Origin of the sequence: Dyella sp. AD56, assembly GCF_002878475.1 — a bacterium.
GTDB lineage: Bacteria > Pseudomonadota > Gammaproteobacteria > Xanthomonadales > Rhodanobacteraceae > Dyella.
On the sequence record NZ_NRDP01000004.1, the window covers coordinates 153,596 to 170,951 of the forward strand.

Annotated in this window: 18 protein-coding genes; 7 read left to right on the plus strand and 11 right to left on the minus strand. The window is 61.2% G+C overall.

All coding sequences use genetic code 11. The features are described 5' to 3' along the window. Nucleotides 1-54: 54 nt before the first annotated feature. The 3 genes from DyAD56_RS04140 to DyAD56_RS04150 all read right to left on the minus strand — a co-directional run bounded on the left by DyAD56_RS04140 (nt 55) and on the right by DyAD56_RS04150 (nt 2,092). Complete coding sequence (locus DyAD56_RS04140) at nt 55-795, minus strand: anti-sigma factor (protein WP_102301478.1); 741 nt, start codon at nt 793-795, stop codon at nt 55-57. Then, nucleotides 792-1,409 carry a sigma-70 family RNA polymerase sigma factor gene (locus DyAD56_RS04145; protein ID WP_343125289.1) on the minus strand — a complete coding sequence of 206 codons (618 nt, stop codon included), beginning with the start codon at nt 1,407-1,409 and terminating at the stop codon, nt 792-794. The genes DyAD56_RS04140 and DyAD56_RS04145 overlap by 4 nt, the downstream gene beginning before the upstream one ends. 137 nt (nt 1,410-1,546) lie before the next feature. Next, entirely contained in the window at nt 1,547-2,092 is a 546-nt protein-coding gene (locus DyAD56_RS04150; RefSeq protein WP_233202283.1) for a fasciclin domain-containing protein, read from the minus strand. 266 nt (nt 2,093-2,358) lie between these two features. Here DyAD56_RS04150 and DyAD56_RS04155 point away from each other — a divergent pair, with 266 nt between their 5' ends. Beyond that, nucleotides 2,359-2,808: a GNAT family N-acetyltransferase gene (locus DyAD56_RS04155; protein WP_102301481.1), complete on the plus strand. Its 450-nt coding sequence runs from the start codon at nt 2,359-2,361 to the stop codon at nt 2,806-2,808. Between the two features lie 109 nt (nt 2,809-2,917). On the opposite strand, the gene DyAD56_RS04160 is transcribed toward DyAD56_RS04155, so the two are convergent. The 3 genes from DyAD56_RS04160 to DyAD56_RS04170 all read right to left on the minus strand — a co-directional run bounded on the left by DyAD56_RS04160 (nt 2,918) and on the right by DyAD56_RS04170 (nt 4,793). Continuing rightward, complete coding sequence (locus DyAD56_RS04160) at nt 2,918-3,586, minus strand: NAD(P)H-binding protein (RefSeq protein WP_102301482.1); 669 nt, start codon at nt 3,584-3,586, stop codon at nt 2,918-2,920. 149 nt (nt 3,587-3,735) lie between these two features. After that, entirely contained in the window at nt 3,736-4,407 is a 672-nt protein-coding gene (locus tag DyAD56_RS04165) for a dihydrofolate reductase family protein (protein ID WP_102301483.1), read from the minus strand. A gap of 110 nt (nt 4,408-4,517) precedes the next feature. Continuing rightward, entirely contained in the window at nt 4,518-4,793 is a 276-nt protein-coding gene (locus DyAD56_RS04170) for a hypothetical protein (protein ID WP_146010434.1), read from the minus strand. Nucleotides 4,794-5,015: 222 nt separating this feature from the next. On the opposite strand from DyAD56_RS04170, the gene DyAD56_RS04175 reads away from it, so the two are divergent. Beyond that, nucleotides 5,016-5,726, plus strand: coding sequence for an rRNA pseudouridine synthase (locus tag DyAD56_RS04175; RefSeq protein ID WP_102301485.1), 711 nt, complete (start codon nt 5,016-5,018; stop codon nt 5,724-5,726). Nucleotides 5,727-5,864: 138 nt separating this feature from the next. Here DyAD56_RS04175 and DyAD56_RS04180 read toward each other — a convergent pair whose 3' ends face one another. Together DyAD56_RS04180 and DyAD56_RS04185 are read right to left on the minus strand one after the other, a co-directional pair. Beyond that, a complete protein-coding gene (locus DyAD56_RS04180; RefSeq protein WP_102301486.1) occupies nt 5,865-6,593 on the minus strand; it encodes a hypothetical protein in 729 nt (242 codons plus the stop codon). Between the two features lie 458 nt (nt 6,594-7,051). Continuing rightward, entirely contained in the window at nt 7,052-8,023 is a 972-nt protein-coding gene (locus DyAD56_RS04185; protein WP_233202276.1) for an AraC family transcriptional regulator, read from the minus strand. A 95-nt stretch (nt 8,024-8,118) separates the two neighbouring features. On the opposite strand from DyAD56_RS04185, the gene DyAD56_RS04190 reads away from it, so the two are divergent. Further along, a complete protein-coding gene (locus DyAD56_RS04190) occupies nt 8,119-8,952 on the plus strand; it encodes an oxidoreductase (RefSeq protein WP_102301487.1) in 834 nt (277 codons plus the stop codon). 261 nt (nt 8,953-9,213) lie between these two features. Then, the gene (locus DyAD56_RS04195) at nt 9,214-9,813 is read left to right on the plus strand and encodes a hypothetical protein (protein ID WP_102301488.1); all 600 of its coding nucleotides are present in this window, start codon (nt 9,214-9,216) and stop codon (nt 9,811-9,813) included. Nucleotides 9,814-10,079: 266 nt separating this feature from the next. Here the strand turns inward: DyAD56_RS04195 and DyAD56_RS04200 are convergent, their stop codons facing one another. The 3 genes from DyAD56_RS04200 to DyAD56_RS04210 form a co-directional block, all read right to left on the minus strand. Beyond that, entirely contained in the window at nt 10,080-10,877 is a 798-nt protein-coding gene (locus DyAD56_RS04200; RefSeq protein ID WP_102301489.1) for an arginase family protein, read from the minus strand. Nucleotides 10,878-11,019: 142 nt separating this feature from the next. Continuing rightward, on the minus strand, nt 11,020-12,000 hold the full coding sequence (locus tag DyAD56_RS04205; protein ID WP_233202277.1) for a fatty acid desaturase: 981 nt from the start codon (nt 11,998-12,000) through the stop codon (nt 11,020-11,022). Nucleotides 12,001-12,204: 204 nt separating this feature from the next. Then, nucleotides 12,205-13,011 carry a helix-turn-helix transcriptional regulator gene (locus DyAD56_RS04210; protein ID WP_199178876.1) on the minus strand — a complete coding sequence of 269 codons (807 nt, stop codon included), beginning with the start codon at nt 13,009-13,011 and terminating at the stop codon, nt 12,205-12,207. Between the two features lie 56 nt (nt 13,012-13,067). On the opposite strand from DyAD56_RS04210, the gene DyAD56_RS04215 reads away from it, so the two are divergent. From DyAD56_RS04215 to DyAD56_RS04225, 3 genes are read left to right on the plus strand one after another with little or no spacing between them, the layout of a single operon-like run. After that, the gene (locus DyAD56_RS04215) at nt 13,068-14,540 is read left to right on the plus strand and encodes a TolC family protein (RefSeq protein WP_158241251.1); all 1,473 of its coding nucleotides are present in this window, start codon (nt 13,068-13,070) and stop codon (nt 14,538-14,540) included. Nucleotides 14,541-14,555: 15 nt separating this feature from the next. Beyond that, on the plus strand, nt 14,556-15,671 hold the full coding sequence (locus DyAD56_RS04220; RefSeq protein ID WP_102301492.1) for an HlyD family secretion protein: 1,116 nt from the start codon (nt 14,556-14,558) through the stop codon (nt 15,669-15,671). Next, nucleotides 15,668-17,293 carry an MDR family MFS transporter gene (locus DyAD56_RS04225; RefSeq protein WP_102301493.1) on the plus strand — a complete coding sequence of 542 codons (1,626 nt, stop codon included), beginning with the start codon at nt 15,668-15,670 and terminating at the stop codon, nt 17,291-17,293. The genes DyAD56_RS04220 and DyAD56_RS04225 overlap by 4 nt, the downstream gene beginning before the upstream one ends. Nucleotides 17,294-17,356: the final 63 nt, after the last annotated feature.

Here is a 17,356-nt window from a genome sequence, read left to right on the forward strand (position 1 = left end):
GGCAGCAGCCCGGCCGCGTTGAACGCGCCAGGCCGAAAACGGAACCCGCCGCTCTCAACCCTGCGCGGCGCCAATAGCACCCGTGGCAACGACGGGCCCGGTGGGCTGACCGGTGGGTGATCCACCAACGGGCTCTACCGACACGGCAAGGGCGGCCGTGGGGCCCAATTGCGCCAGCAGGGCGCGATCGAGCTTCAGCGCGGTGGGCGCATTGGTAGCAATCATGCCGATGGAAATCGGCTTTTGCCCAGAAGGCACCAGCCACAACTGAGGCGCCTTCCCTTGGGCGAACGAAGTGGGTGCCACTGGCACGACGATCATGCGGGCCTGTTGGATATCCATCGTTGCCGTCCAACCCACATGACCACCCGTCTGTGTGATGGAGGACGCCATGAACGGAATGGCGGACGACGACGGCGCGATGCGCGGCCCCGTTGTGACGACTAGCAGCAACAGACACGCCGCGGCCATAGCGCTGGCTCCCAGGCCAAGCCAGTGCCAGAAGCGCAGGTTCTCCCAGAGACCAGCACGTGCAGGCGGTATGCGTGCGCGCTCGCGCGCTTCAAATCGAAGCGCCTGCTGGATCCGGGCCCACACGTGGTCGGGCGGTTCGATGGGCGGAATCTCTTCGCTCATGGGTTGCAATCTGCGATGCCAAAGATTCACGGCGGTAGCGGCCTCGTCGCTGGTTTGTACCTCGGATGCCACCTCGGCGCGCGCATCGGCATCCAGCACGCCGAGTACATACTCGGCATATCGAAGTTGTGATTGGTCGCGATCAAGTGGCGTATTCATGCGTCAAGACACGTGCGAAGTTGCAGCAAACCACGGCGAATCCAACTCTTCATCGTGCCGAGCGGCACATGACATCGTTCCGCTAGTTCGCTGTACGTTGATCCCGAGAAAAATGCTTCGCGCACCGATTGGCGCTGCTTGGGTTCCAGTGCATCAAGGCACTCCCTGAGGCGTCGATGTTCTTCGGTCGCTTCGGCCTGAGTGGCTGGCCCTGGTTGTTCGTCGACGAGATCATCCAGATCAACGGAATGGGATGGCAGATGCTCATGGCGTTGCCGCAAGCGATCGATCACTTTGTTGCGGGCGAGCGCCATCAACCAGGTCATAGCACTCGCGCGCTTGGCGTCAAAGCTTTCCGCTCGGCGCCACACAGTCGTATAGATCTCCTGAAGCACTTCTTCTGCCTCGCCATGGTCGGCGAGCATGCGAAGGCACACTCCAAAAAGCTTGGCAGCGGTGCGGCGATACAGTTCAGCAAAGGCGCCCTGGTCGCCAGCGGCAACCTGCGTAAGCACCTGAGAAAGCTCGTCTCGTTCGTCAGCGAATTGGCTCATCGATGTGCCTTGGCGCGCTGGCTTGGGTTGGCCCGGTGAAAGTAGTACCTGCTTCAGCATGGAACCTCGCAAGCCGGCTTGGCAAGTTGATGCCGGCACGAAGGACCGTGACGGGATTCATAGCACCTGATGACCACACGTCGCCGCACCGCGTCGGATGACGGCGACATGGATAGTTCCGCAATGTCACGCAGCAATCAGGGCATCAGCACCTTATCGACGACATGAATCACCCCATTGGATTGAATGACGTCGCCGATAGTGACGTGCGCGGTGTTGCCCTTGGTATCCGTCACGGCCCAGCTGTCGCCAGCCTTGCTCACGGTCAGCGTTTCGCCCTGCACTGTCTTTAGCTCAGCCTTACCGCCGCCAGCGGCGACCTTCATCGACAGATCCTTCGCGGTCAGCCGCCCCGGCACGACGTGATAAGTAAGGATTTTGACAAGGCTCGCTTTGTTCTCGGGTTTGAGCAACGTGTCTACCGTGCCTGCGGGCAACGCGGCAAAGGCCTCGTTGGTTGGTGCAAAAACTGTGAACGGGCCCGGCCCAGACAACGTATCTACCAGCCCCGCCGCCTTCACCGCCGCCACCAGCGTGGTGTGATCCTTGGAGTTCACGGCGTTCTGGATGATGTTCTTGGTGGGATACATGGCGGCGCCGCCGACCATCACGGATGCGGACGCATCCATGGAATCGGCGATGGCCAAAGGTGAAAACGAAGTGACGCCCAACACCAGGGCCATGCCAAACAGCACCGAACGCGCGCGTTGATTGCTTTTCATGATCATCTCCGTAACTAGCGACTTCCGGCTGGAAGCACAGTTAGATACGAACGTAAGCAGCCAACGGATGCAGGCCGACGCAAAAAAATATTGCCGGGGTCCTGAGCAAGCGTGGCGCTCGCAGGGGCGGGATCCCCGTTGACCGTAAGCACTGATGCCTTTCATTCTGGAAGGCATATGCTATGGAGCGGTAACTCGGACGAAGTACGCACCCCCAGGAGAAGCCCGTGTCGGTCAAGGTACGCATCGCGGATTTAAATGACTTGGACCCGGTGGCGGTACTGTTCGACGAGTATCGACAGTTCTACGCGCAGAAGGCGGATGCGGCGCTCGCGCGTAGCTTCATGAAGTCTCGACTGGCAGAGGGCTCGTCGCTGGTACTCGTTACGGAGACCCCTGAAGGTGAGATCGTCGCCTTCACCCAGTTGTATCCGCTCTTTGACTCGGTGGGTGCCGTACCTAGCTTCATCCTCTATGACCTTTTTGTAGCAAAGCAGGCTCGCCGGCAAGGGGTCGCCAAGGCATTGATGATAGAAGCAGTCAACGAAGCGCGCCGCCGAGGTGCCGGGCGGTTGGAACTGCAGACGGCCCGCGACAATGTCGCCGCCCAGGCGCTCTACGAGGGGCTCGGTTGGCTACGAGACAATGATTTCTTCGTCTACGCGATTCATCCATAGGAATTCGCGTCGGCTCTTCGCGATAACTTCGAAGAGCATCGCATTGAACTCGCCCAACTCCTTTCAGACCGAAAGCTGACGCTTGCTTAAGCGTCACAAAGAGCGGTCTCTAAAGGGCGCGTGCTCGTTGCCTTATCGCCGCGTTCTCCAAAATCGTCATGCCGTCCTTTCCGTGCAGAAATTCACCGACAAAAGCACGACCGATATCGTCCTGATCGATCGTTCCAAACGATCCCGGCACCAGGCGACCGAGTACAGCAAGATAACCAGGGGTGTGCGCATTGCCGGCGATGATGCCGGGTCGAAAGATGGCCAATTGCTTGAATCCGACGCCGCGCACGGCGTCCTCCTTTTCACCCATGATGCGGGCGTAGCGAATCCGACTCTTGGTGCTGCTACCGGCTGCCGAAAGTAGCCCGAATCGCTCGACGCCTGCAGCCAGGCAGCCGCGCGCAAACGCGCCAACCATACCGATCTCCAGTTTCCTCATGTCGTCTTCGCTCCATTGCTGGCTCCCTTTGCCAATGCCGATGCACGATGCGGCATACACGGGGTCACCCTGCGCACGACATGTCCGCGCGAGTTCGGCAACATCACTGGCAAAACTTGGCGCACCGGTATCCATAATCACCTGGCGCAGACGTGCGTCGGCCGCGAGAGGTGCCTCCCGGCGATTGACCAGCACGACTTCCGCGCAGGAGCTCGTGGCGAGCAATGCCCGTACCACTGCCGATCCCACTTGCCCGGTACCACCGGCGACCAGAACGCGAAAGCTCATGGTATGTCTCGTCTTCGTATGAGGTTATGCGCGCATTGACGATGCGACCGCTATATAAAAGGTACCCGTAAAGCATGCGTGATTTCCGCATGAGGGACGGAAGGTAACATGCGGCTCTATCCACGTCAGTGCACGCCCTTCTGAGCAAGTCACCACGTCTCGCTCGCCATCCGTTTTCGCAAAGCCAAGGCCTTCTCGCTCGGCGCATCCTCCACGAAAGTGCCCAGCTGGATATCACCGTCCGGCACATACGTACTCATCACGACACCACTCGCCGATACCTTGGACGCGATCAGCCGAAGCGATGATGGCTTGGCCATCCTGCCGAAGAGGCGTTTGCCACGCCCAAGTACAACGGGGAAGGTCCACACGATGTATTCGTCGATCAGCGAAGCGGCCTGGAGCGATTGAATCAGGTTGCCGCTACCAATGATCTGTAGGTCGAGACCCGGCTGAGCCTTGAGGGCGGTGATGGCCGAAACGACGTCGTTTCCGAGCAGGGTCGAGTTGTTCCAATCGAGTGTCGTCAACGTGCGCGACGCAACATGTTTCTTCGCCGCGTTAAATATCTTCGCGATGGGGTTCTCGTCCGGCTGGTATGGCCAGTATGCGTCGAATATCTCGTAGGTCCGCCGCCCGAGCACCAGCTCGCGGTCCTTGCCGTCAAAACCGGCTGCCGAGATGTCCAGGCTCTCGTCTGCTGCATGGGCAAACATCCAACCGCCCTGCGTGAATCCACCCGTGGCGTCTTCTTCCGGTCCGCCGGGTGCCTGCATGATGCCGTCGAGCGACACAAACGTGGATGCGATGAGCTTTCTCATGGAACACCTCTGCCGTGGAGATGCGCTTGATCTTGCGTCTATGGATCAGAAAACGTCAGATGCCGAAATATCCGTTCGCGTTGGTCAGATTCATTGCCAAGGCCTTCAGTCTAGTCATGGCGGGGCAGGCTTTCGCCAACGGCAATCGCCACGAGTAGCGCGCCAAGCAAAGCCAGCAGCACCGTGCCGATGGTGCAACCGCCCAAAGTGGCCCAGGCCAGTCCATGTCGGCTCGTGCGCCACAAATGGATGACACGGAACAGGCCGGGGAGATAAAGGAGCGCGATGCAGCCGGCTAGCCGTAGCATGACAGGGCTGTCCGCGAGCCAGGCTTCAGGCAATGTCCACAGCGCGACCACGACCAGCACTGCGCCAAGCAAGCTCAACGCAAACCCCGGTAACCAACCTCTCAGAAATGACAATCGACTGACCATGTACGTCCCGTGGTGGACTGGCTCCGTTTCAGCTCGAAACGAACGCTCAGAGCCTGCCGAAGGTCTCGCCAAGCGGCAAGTGTCGTGCGGGATGCGGGCTGGTGTGAGCCTTGCGATATGTTCGCGCCAGAATGGCGGCGCCTATAATGTCCCACCTTCACCAAGGCAACACCGATGACAGAACCCCTACGCCTCGCCAAACGTGTCGCCGCCCTGGCCCAGTGCTCGCGACGCGAAGCGGAGATGTATATCGAAGGCGGCTGGGTGCGCGTGGACGGCGTGATCGTCGAAGAGCCGCAGTTCAAGGTGCTGGAACAGCACATCGAGATCGATCCGAACGCCCGGCTGGAGCCTACCGAACCTGCCACGCTGGTGCTCCATAAGCCAGCAGGCATCACCATCGACGAAGCTCGGGCATTGATTCGCGTGGAGAGCCACGCCGCTGACGATACCTCCGGCGTGCGCATGCTGAAGCGTCACTTTGCCCGCCTGGAGTCGCCGCTGCCCCTGCCCGACAAAGCCGAGGGCTTGGTGGTCTTTACCCAGGACTGGCGCGTAAAGCGCCGCCTGGAAGAGGATTTCGACCGCATCGAACAGGAGCTGGTGGTCGAAGTCGCGGGCAAGTTGGCGCCGAATGGCCTCGCGTTGCTCAACCACGGGCTCAGCTTCGACAACTATGCGCTGCCGCCGATCAAGGTGAGCTGGCAGAACGAAACCCACCTGCGCTTTGCCCTGAAGCGAATCGCCCCCGAGAAGGTGGAGCGCATGTGCAGCGCAGTGGGGCTGAAGGTGCTCGGGATCAAGCGCATACGTATTGGCCGCGTTCCCATGTCCCGATTGCCACCGGGTCAATGGCGTTATCTGCTCAGTACGGATCGATTTTGATGCCGTGATAAGGCGGGCGAGCCACGCATCGCGGGTCGATGTCATCGACAGGCGTGTCGTGCGACGACGTAGTTAGGGTTTCCCGCGCCCGCCTCCACCTTCCCCGAGAAGGGAAAGGTGGAGGCAGAGCACTGACACTCAGGCCTGCGTGCTAACCATCGACCCCGAGGCGGACGGATTGCCCAGCCCGCTTGAAAGCGTCTGCAGGAAGTTCGGCAGCGATGCGCTGCTGCCAGAGCCACCCAGCGAGCTGACGAGATTCTGGAAGCTCTGCTGCAACGAATCCAGCGTGCCGTTGGACGTGCCAGTGGTGGATGTACTCGAGCTGGAACTGGTGGACGAGAGCTGACTGATCAGGCTTTGCAGATCGCTCTGCATGTGTCCGCCATGATGATGGCCACCGCCATGATGAAGACCGGCCGATTCGGCGCCATTGGCTGCGCTAGTGGTTGGTGTGGCAGCGGTCGTCGCCGACGTGGCGGCTACGGCGCTACTGGCTGTGGTGCCAGACGTACCATCCGCTGCGGTGGCACTGGCGCCTTGTGCATTCTGCGCCTGCAGCGCGGCCATCAGGCTCTGCATGAATGCAGACATCGCCTGTGACGGATCCTGCGTCGAGGAGGTGCCGCTCGAAGATGTACCGGTACTCGTCCCGCCGGACGTCGTCGCTGCGCTGGACGCACTCGGCGCGCTGATTCCGCCTAGCTGCGACAGCGCCTGAAAGACTGCACCGAACAGACCGTTGCCCGACGAAGCGCTGCCGCTCGTTTGACTGGTGCTGCCGGCAGCACCGGCCTGGCTTGTGCTGTTGGACTGGTTCAATGGATTGAGCCAGTAGTTACTGTTGGAAATGCCGCCGATTGTCATAGGTACTCCACCGGAAGTTGGATAGTCGTCGTATCACCGGGCTTAGCGAGCTCGCATCGCCTGAAACGCTTGGTCAGGTAAGCGACGCATAAGAGCCCGGGTCGGGATCAAGCAAATCCATCACCAGCAAGATGTCGGCCAAGGCCGACGAAACGCTTGGCGGTCCTGAGTAAAGAAACGTAATGCCGGCTAGAACGGCACCCTGCGGGCCTATCGCCGTGTTGTTGATATCGAGCGACACCATTTGAGGTGTCTAATCGACGCCCCAATGAGTCCAAGCGTCAACAAAAGCGTCAATGGCACGACATGGACGTCTATTTATCGACGCAAAAACATGCCGTTAGCGTAAATGATTTCGCTTGCCGCACATCACTGCACCAGGGAATCAAGGCTGCGTCCTCTGCTGAACGCGCCTTGGCAACGTTGTCGCGCAGCGATCCGCCGCGGGCCGCATGGCTTCAATGTGATGAAACGAACTCCGACGCCGCTTGCGCGGGAGGTATCGCGAAGTCGGTCCTCATGCGCCTTACTTCGGCATGGGGCGGTAGGCCGAAGAGACGTTTGAACTCTCGATTGAATTGCGAGGCGCTTGCATACCCCACGGCGTAGCTCGCCGCTTCCGCTGTCATCCCCTGGCGAACCATCAACAGTCGCGCCTGGTGCAGGCGCGTGGACTTGAGGTACTGCATCGGCGAGGTTTGGGTTACCGCTCTGAAATGGCTATGGAACGTAGGTACGCTCATGTTGGCCTCTTTGGCCAACTGCGCCAGATTGATCGGATGCGCATAGGCACCGTGGATATGACGAAGCGCCTTCCCTATCTTTCCGAATTGTCCGTGCATGCTTAGCGCCGAACGCAGCGCCGTTCCCTGGGCTCCCGCAAGTACGCGAAAGTAGATTTCGCGCAGAAGACCAGGCCCGAGCACCGCGGCTTCCAAGGGTTGGCTCATGGCTTCCAGAAAGCGCAGAACTGAGGTTCGCAGCGCCGCGTCCATGGGACTGGACATCATGCTGAGCGGTGCATCGTGGCTGACCGACGCATGATCGCGGTCGATCTGGATCATCAGATCGGCAGCCATCTGAAAGTCGAGATGCATATAGATGGCTAACAGCGGATGTGCGGGAGTGCCATCGGATTCCATGGTGAACGGAACCGGCACGGCAACCGCCAGGTAATGCTGCTCGTCGTAAACGTAAACCTGATCGCCAAAGTAGCCGCGCTTTCGCCCTTGGCACACGATCACGATGCCGGGGTCATACAAGACCGGCGTCATGGATAGCGTGCGATCCGAACGCAGGATGCGCACGCCAGGCAACGCCGTAAGGTTGTATCCCTCCTGAGGCGCAAGCCCCCGAGCCAAGGCCGCCATGCGCTGGCTATCGTCCATCCGAACCAGCTCAACCGGGCTCACGGGCAGATGACGACTCATAGAAATAGGCAAGAAAAGGAGAACATCGGGCGTTAAATAGCGAGTCTAACAGAGCCTATCGTGCAAGCTTCGTTCACCATCAAGGAAGCGCTGCCATGTCAGCAAGCAAGACGTTGCTCATCACCGGAGTCAGCAGCGGGTTTGGTAGAGCCCTGGCTCAGGAGGCACTCGCCAAAGGTCACCGAGTGGTTGGCACTGTGCGGACGAAACAAGCCCTGCTTGAGTTCGAGGCGCTTGCCTCAGGCGAGGCTGCTGGTCGCTTGCTTGATGTCACCCACTTTGATGCGATCGACGGCGTCGTTGCCGATATCGAAGAGACCGTGGGTCCGATCGACGTGCTGATCAACAGCGCCGGCTACGGCCACGAAGGCATTCTTGAAGAATCACCCTTGGCAGAGATGCGGCGACAGTTTGATGTGAACGTCTTTGGTGCCGTAGCCATGATGAAAGCCGTGCTGCCCTACATGCGGCGCCGACGCAGGGGACATATCCTCAACATCACTTCGATGGGCGGCTATATCACGATGCCCGGCATTGCCTACTATTGCGGCAGCAAGTTTGCACTGGAAGGCATTTCCGAAACGGTCGCCAAGGAAGTGCAGCCCTTTGGCATCGCCGTCACAGCGGTGGCTCCTGGCTCATTCCGCACAGACTGGGCAGGACGTTCGATGGTCAGGACGCCCCGCTCCATCCCTGATTACGACGAGCTGTTCGACCCCATTCGTGAGGCTCGCCAGCAGAAGAGCGGAAAGCAGCTTGGGGATCCTGCAAAAGCGGCGCGAGTCATGCTGGACCTGATCACCCAAGACTCGCCACCACACCATCTATTACTTGGTAGCGATGCTCTCGACCTGGTGCGGCAGAAGCTATCCATAGTGAGCGCCGAGCTCAATCAGTGGGAGTCCATCTCGCGCTCGACCGATGGCTGATGAAGGGATCAATCACTTTCTGTGCATGTGCAAATTTCGTGAATGAATTTGACATACAGAAGAACTGAAAAGCGCCACCACTCCATGAATCCCGGTGTGAACGATTGGCATGACATATCGTGCTGCTTAGCAACGTGCGGATGCGTTTTATATCGTGCCAAATTTGACGGGACCGAACCCGAGTTCCTCGCGTTCGTGTCGAAGGGTTGTGATAGGGATGCACTCAGTCAAACATGACGACCAAACACGAGGATGTGTCACATGAAGCTCACGAAACGTGTAGCAGGCGCTGCTCTGGCGGCCACCAGTATTGGATTCATGAGTACGGCGTTTGCCAATCACTTCACGGTTAACGGTAGTGAGAATGGAAGTTTCTCCATCCATGGCATGTTGACTTTCGGGGCGTATAAAAACGCTTCGTTCTCACCGACCACGTTTTTTCCAGACAATCAGTCGGACACAGACAACCCGGTCGACAACGGAACACCGGTTACCCTTGGCGTAGTAACGAGTGGCTCACTTACTCAGTACTCGTGCACGGTGGGCATGGCCGGTAGTGTCGTTGGAGGGGTCGCGAGCATAACGTCGATGACCGCGACGGGCTCCCAATTCTGCAACCAGCTCGTTCTATCGAATTTCCCATGGCGACTGCATACGTTGTCGCAAGGAAACTATTCGGCCGTTGTCGAGGGGATTGGCTTCTACCATACGAGTGTCTTTTCGTGCATGGGTGTAAGTGTAGGTGTCGGCATACAGCCTGGACTGCTGGGATTCGGCGGCCCGCTCAAACAGGGCGGTTGTTTTCTGGAGACCTCCATGGCGCTCACCGTTACACCCTCGCTGGATATCGTGAGTAATTAGATCGACTCTAGCTGTGCGAGGAAAATATCCATGCACCTCTTTTCTATGCCCCGCGCCTTGCTGGGGCTTTTTTTTGACCAGGACCCCAACGTTGCACGGATAGACCAGCCTTTCGTAGACCATGTCGAGCCATCAATGATGATGCTCACGTGACGCTCCTCCTGGCGAGGATAAGAGCAGTAGTGTTGTCACGCCATCAAGACGAGCTCACTGCAATAGCAAGAAGCTATCTGGCCTAGGAGCGACGGGTTCGCATCTCGCGGTACTTAGTTGCCCGAAGCGGCCTCGCAAATCCGCTCGATGACAACAGCACCGTGATGGGCCTCGTCCTCATTCGCCGGAGCGAATTCCGTAATGGTCAAACCGACGAGATCCGCCTGCGTCGCAATGCGGCGGACCAACGCGAGCGCCTCTGCGACCGAGACACCATCGGGTTCGCGATAGGAGAGGTAGGGAAACTCGATGGGGTCCAGTACGTCGAGGTCGAAGTGAATGTGCACTGGGCCGCTGAACACATGGTCCGCCTCCAGGGTACGCAAGCCGAGAGCCGAGCCAAACGCCTTGTCTCCGGCATCCGCGACACGGATGCCGTAGTACCTGAATCGCTCGGGCGCGATCGGCCTGCCTTGTAGACGACGCATGGCCGCGGGCGCAAAGCCCATGATGGCGCTGACCGGCATGCCATGAAAATAGCCGCTTGGCGTTGTCTCAGGCGTATTGGCATCCATGTGCGCGTCGATCCAGATGACTTGCAGATCCGGATAGACGCCATGGAGATAATCGATGGCAGCAATGTCTACGGCGCAATCGCCTCCGGCCGTCAGCAGCCGACGAGGACGGTGCTCAGCAAGCAGGCGCTGGGCTTGGCAAAACTGATCATGGATGGCATCCCAATAATGGATGCCGTAATCGTCGCCAGACTTGTCGCTTTCACACAGAGATACGAGTGGTGCGAATCGCGAGCAGACCTCCGCAACCGCTTTCGCACCACGCAAGATATTCGTGCTCCGGCTTGAGCCCTGCCATTGCAGGTAGCCGAGCGCCAGATCGAAGGGCTCTGTCATGAATCCACCTACCGGTTTGCCGGCGCGAAGGAAGGAATTCAGCAAGCACCGTGATATCACTTGCAACTTCCCACATCAACACATGTCGACAGCGCTCCACTCCCCGCGCCGAGGTAGTTGACGGGGACCTGTCCTCAACTCGCTAATGGATTCTGCCCAGTCCGCGAAGCTGACGAAGTGCGGCGCCGAAATAACCGGCGTCGGTGTCCGCGACGGTACCGTTGCTGCGGGCAAGCGCCGGAAGCGCCGTCCACGGCAGCGTCGGATGCTGGTGATGCAGACGATGAAGATGATGGTTCATCAACACAGGGCGCCAGAAGGCGGACACTCGAAAGTTGCGAGCACGCGCCTGTTCGTCAAGCGTGACATCGTAGTGGGGAAGATTGTCTGCCAGTGACAGCCACAGCCCACGTAGGAACATCGTGATAGCAAGCACGGGCCACCACGCCCCGTAGAAATAGAACGCGCAGGCATAGAGTGTGAGTGCCAGAATCCAGTCGCGCCGCATACGCATGCGCCTGTCTTTGTTTCCGGCAAAGGCAACAAACAGGCGCTGGACATCCCGGTCGACAGGTTCGTCGCTGCGAAGCTTGTAGGCGACTAGTCGGCACACCCAGCTTGATGGCAGAAAGGTGAGCAACGGCACGGCGAGTTCCGCCAGGTAGAGGCCGCCTAGCAGATGCGCGTAGTAGCCCACGCGGGCAAGCATGGGATGCGTTGCGCCGTCATGCACATCCGGCCGGTCAAAGGATTCGCGGGTGTAGCGGTGATGCATCAGGTGGCCGAAGCGAACGGCGTCGAACGGCAATACGAAGGCGATGGACAGTGCTCGCCCAAACCATTCATTGAGCCGGCGCTGGGGAAATAGATGTCCATGGATGGATTCATGGATCAGCCCCCAATGCATCGGTGTCAGCAGCACGAGCGGCACGGCAAGCCACAGCGCAGACGTGCCCCAGTGCCGCAACAAGAAGGGCCACGCGATGAGCTGCAACAGGACAGCCGTGGTGACGAGTCCCAGCAGCGCCCCATTGACGCGATGGTCGATGGGAACACGTCGAGATGTTTGCCGCTCTGCCGCTGCCTGGGCTCCATCCATCGTTACCGCTGCCTGTAGGTCCATCTGTTCCCCGTAAGCACGACATGGTCACTGCATAAGCTAGCAGCGCCTTTTGACAGACTGAAGAGACAGCCAGCGGCCAGGACCGACATACCGCCGCTGACCGGCCCCCTTGCGGCAACTTTTTACGCCGAATAAGACGTCTAAACCGACTGCCCCGCCCGGCCCGGCGATCGGGTCGCACCCCGACGCCCACAAGATGACGCCCTAAACGTGCTGCGCCAGATACGCAGTGGGCGCTACGCCCAGTTCACGTTTGAACATGGCAGTGAACGCACTGGGGCTGTCGTAACCGAACTCCAACGCGACCTGCCCTAGCGACGCGCCTGCGGCCATGCGGGGCAGGCTCAGCACAATGCACATGCGGCGGCGCCACGCGCTGACCGACATGCCCAGCTCCCGCTCGAACAATCGCGCCAACGTGCGGCCACTGACGTGGATGCGTGCGGCCAGTTCGTCCAGCGAGGGCGCGATGGCCGGCTGCGCCAGCAGGTGCTGGCATATCTGCATCAGGCGCGGCTCGCTCGGGAAGGGCACGTGCATGGCCAGGCGCGGCGCCTGTTCCAGCTCATCCAGGATAAGTTCCATCACGCGGTGGTGGCGGCCGCTTTCCTGGTAATCCAGCGGAATCGCCATGGCGGCGATGATGGCCTCACGCAGCAGCGCCGATACCTCGATCACTTCGCAGCGCTGTGGCAGGCCGTCGCGCGCGTCGGGCCGAACGAACACGGTGCGCATGCCCACATCACCGGCCATGCGTATCTGGTGCGCCATGCCGGCAGGCATCCATAACGCCTTGCCAGCAGGCACCACCCAGCGGCCTTCCGCGCTGGCCACGGTCATGGCGCCGGTAACGCTGTGGATCAGTTGGGCGCGGCGATGGCTGTGCGGAGGCACTTCCGCGCCGTGCACGTAGTCGGTGGCGAGCGCCGCCACGGGGCGCTCGCAGGCTTCGCAATCGTCGAGGGTACGCAGCGTGTCCATCACGCGACGATTGTCGTCTCGATCTAGCATGGAAGACAACCGGCAGCCATGGCCAAATGAGAGTCGATCTCATTGAGTGCCTTCCGATGCTGCGTCGATTTCCCTTCCTGGCCGCTGTATTGCTCCCCTTGAGCGCCTGCGTGCCGCCTACTGCGGTGGCGCCTGCGCGCGTGCCCATCACGCCAGACCAGGGCCTGTTACGTCATGACCAACCTGGCATGTCCTCGGCGCCGGCCGGGACATCGTGGTGGACGCTTTACGACGATCCCCTGCTGGGCCAACTGGTACAGCAGGCGCTACGTGACAACCTGGATCTGGAGGCCGCCAGCGCGCGGGTAGCTCAGGCCCGCAGCGTGCTGGATGTGCGTCGACGTCAGCGCCTGCCTTCGACCCAGCTCACGGCGGGCGCGGGTTATGGCAGCACGGCCACCGACCAGCTTGCTGCCGCACTCGACGACACATCCGTGCGCACAGGCCTGCGATACGACGCCGGCTTGGACTTCTCGTGGGACACCGACCTCAACGGTCGCCTCGGAGCTTCCGTGCGTCAGGCCCGTGCGCATGCCGGCGAGGTGCAAGCACGTGCCGACAGTGTTCGCATCGACGTGGCCGTGGAAACGGCGCGCGCCTACGTGGACATCTGTGGCTACGCGGCACGCGTGATCGATGCGCGTCGTTCGATCGATCTGCTCAACCAGAGTCTCGCGGTGCAACGCAAACGGTTGACGGCCGGCGCGGGCAACCGCCTGGATGTGGTGCGCACGCAAGGCTTGGTCGACGAAGCTACGGCGGCTTTGCCGGATCTGCAGGCCGCGCATGACAACGCGATCGAAGAACTGGCCGTGTTGCTGGGCAAGCCGGTTGATGGCATGCCCGCGGGTGCCACCGATTGCCATGCCGTGCCGCAATTGTCGGCAGCGTTGCCGGTGGGCGACGTGGGCGATCTGCTGAAGCGGCGCCCCGACGTGCGTGCCGCGGATCAACATCTGCGCGCCAGCACAGCGGGCATCGACATCGCCACGGCGGAACTGTATCCCTCCGTGTCCATTGGCGCTGGCGTGCTGAGTTCCGCCAGCCACGTCAGCGAACTGGATGCCCGCGCGTCGACGGTTTGGCGCATCGGGCCGCTCCTGTCATGGCGCTTCCCCAACGTTGCGGTGGCGCGTGCGCAGATAGCGGCGGCGCGCGCCGATCAACGTGCGGCGCTGGCCGACTTCGACCAAAGCATCCTGCGCGCACTCGCCAGCGTTCGCACCGCGCTCAACAGCTATGCCGCCGCGCAACGCCGCCGCGAAGCACTGCAACACGCCAGCACACAGACCGGCGAGGCGCTGACCCTCGCTCAGCGCGGACAGTCGTTGGGCGCGGTCGATGCGCTGGACGTACTCGACGCCGAGCGCAGCGATGTCGCCGCGCGACTGGCGGCCACCGCTTCTGACGCGAACGTCGCGGTGGCGCAGCTCGGTCTGTTTCGCGCGCTGGGTGGTGGCTGGCAGGCAACCGATGCCGCCGCGCCCGCTCCATCTCCACGTTCCGGCGCTGCCGGATCCGCTCCCTGATACGCGAGAACCCACATGTTGAATCGACCTAACCGCTTCACCGTCATCCGCGATGCCAGGGCATGGGCCCAGCGCAGCCCGCGCGCACTCGCGGGCGCACTGGCCGGCATCGCGCTGCTGTTTGGCGGCATCACTTACTGGTGCCTGGTGGCGCGCTATCGCGAAAGCACGGACGACGCCTATGTGCGTGCCGATATCGTCACGGTCAGCCCGCGCGTGAGCGGCTATCTGGCCCAAGTACTCGTGCAGGACAATCAGGACGTCAAAGCCGGCGACGTGCTCGCCCGCATCGACGATAGTGATTACCTCGCCCGCGTGGCGCTTGCGCAGGGCGCAGTGGATGCCGCCGATGCCGAGCTACGCGGACGCCGCGCAGCCATCACTAATCTGGATGCGCTCTCCGACGAACAGACCAGCCACATCGCCGCGGCAGAAGCCGATGTGGCCGCACAACAGGCCGCCGCGCACAAGGCTGCGCTGGCCTACCAACGCCAGCAATGGTTGAAGCAGGAACAGATCGCCAGCCAGGAGCAGCTGGAAAGTGCGCAGGCGGAAGCGGCCATGAGCGCCTCTGCACAAGCGCAGGCTCAGGCCGCGCTGGCCGGTAGTCGCAAACGCCTCGTTTCCCTGCAAACGGAGCGCGCGAAAGCAGAAGCGGCACGCGATGCGGGCGAAGCGGATCTCGCCAAGGCGCGAGCCACGCTGACGCTGGCGCAGTTGGATCTGGACCACACGCGCATCCAGGCACCCAGCAGCGGTCGGGTGGGACAGCGCAGTCTGCGTGTAGGCCAGTATGTCGCGGTGGGTACGCCCCTGCTCGCCATCGTGCCGCGTGACACTTATGTGGTGGCCAACTTCAAGGAGACGCAGCTGGCCCGCGTGCACCTAGGCCAACCGGTGCAAGTGGAGGTGGATGCACTGGGCGGGCGCCATTTGCATGGCCGCGTGGAGAGCTTCTCCCCCGCGTCGGGCGCAGAGTTCGCCTTGCTGCCGCCAGATAACGCCACCGGCAATTTCACCAAGATCGTGCAGCGCATGCCGCTGCGTGTCGCACTGGACGCTGCCGAGGCGGACGCGTTGCGTCCCGGCATGTCGGTCGTGGCTACCATCGACACGCAACGCACGCCATGAGCGCAGAGGCCGAGGAGAAGGTTTCTCTACGCACCTGGGTCGCGGTGATCGGCGGCGCGGTGGGCTGCTTCATGGCGGGTATGAACGTACACGTCACCAATGCGTCGCTACCGGACATCCGTGGCTCGCTGGGCGCTACGTTCGAAGAGGGATCATGGATCAGCACGGCCTATCTGGTGGCCGAGATCATCGTGATACCGCTGGCCGCGTGGCTGACCCAGGTGTTCTCGATGCGACGCGTGCTGATGACAGGCACAGCCGGCTTTGTGGTGTTTTCCATTCTTTGCTCGTTGGCGCCCAACATCGGCACCATGATCTTGGCGCGCACGCTACAGGGTGCGTTTGGCGGTGTGCTGATTCCCCTGAGCTTCCAGTTGATCGTGACCGAGCTGCCGCGCTCGAAGCATGCGCTGGGCATGGCGTTGTTCGCTGTATCCAACAATGTGGCGCAGGCGGCGGGACCGTCACTGGGTGGCTGGCTCACCGAGATGTATTCGTGGCGCTACATCTTCTATCTGCAGATTCCGCCGGGGCTGGCGTTGCTGGCGGCGATCGGCTGGTCCATCCGCCCGACCGCGCTCGACTTGGCCAAACTACGTAATGGCGACTGGGGCGGCATTACCGCCATGGCGCTTGGCCTTTCCGCCTTGCAGATCATGCTTGAAGAGGGCGAACGCAAGGACTGGTTCTCCTCCTCCTTCATCGTGTTATCCAGCCTGGTCGCTGTCGTCGGGTTGGTGGCTTTTGTCTGGACTGAGCTGCGCCGCGCGCAACCCTTCATCAACCTGCGCCTGCTCGGTGCCTACAACTTCGGGCTGGCGAGCCTTATGCAGTTCCTGTTTGGCGCGGTGGTGTTCGGCGTGGTGTTTCTGGTGCCCAACTACTTCGCCGATGTGCAAGGCTACAACGCACGCGAGATCGGTCTGACCATGATCTCTTACGGCATTGTGCAGTTCGTGATGTCGTTTGCCACGCCACCGTTGATGCGGGCCACCAGTCCACGCCTGGCCATTGGTGCGGGCTTTGTGATCATGGCGATCGGTTGCCTGATGAACATCCACCTCGACATGGATGCCGCGAAGAACACCATCGTGCCCTCCTTGATTGTGCGTGGCGTGGGGCAGTCGCTGATCGTGGTGGCGTTGGGCGTGATGGCGGTGGATGGTCTGGACAAGGCCGAACTTGGCTCCGCCTCCGGCGTGTTCTCGATGGTGCGCAACGTGGGCGGTGCCATCGGCATCGCCATGGCCAGCCAGTTGGTGGTGGTGCGGCAGAAGTTCCACGCCGAACGCATCGGTGAGCACGTGACGCCCTACCTCGCCGCGTATCGCGACCGCATCGCACAGAGCGTAGCTCGCTTGGCGGGCCACGCGGTGGCTCCATCGGATGCGCTACAAAGCGCAGCCTATGCAGGCTTGCGACAGCGCTCGCTGGCGCAACTGGCCTCGGTGGTGCACAAGCAGGCGTTGCTGGAGGCGTATAGCGATGTGTTCCTGCTTGCAGGTGTGACCATGCTGCTCTGCGCGGGCGGGGCATTCCTGTTTCGCAGTGCACGGCACGCGGAGCCGAAGGCCATCAGTGATGCCGCCGAGGCGATGGAATCTACGGTTGAAGTGGCTTGATGGACGTAGCGGCAGAAACCTGGTTCGAGCCTGCCCGCGCCAGCTCAGCCTGCTCGCAGTGTT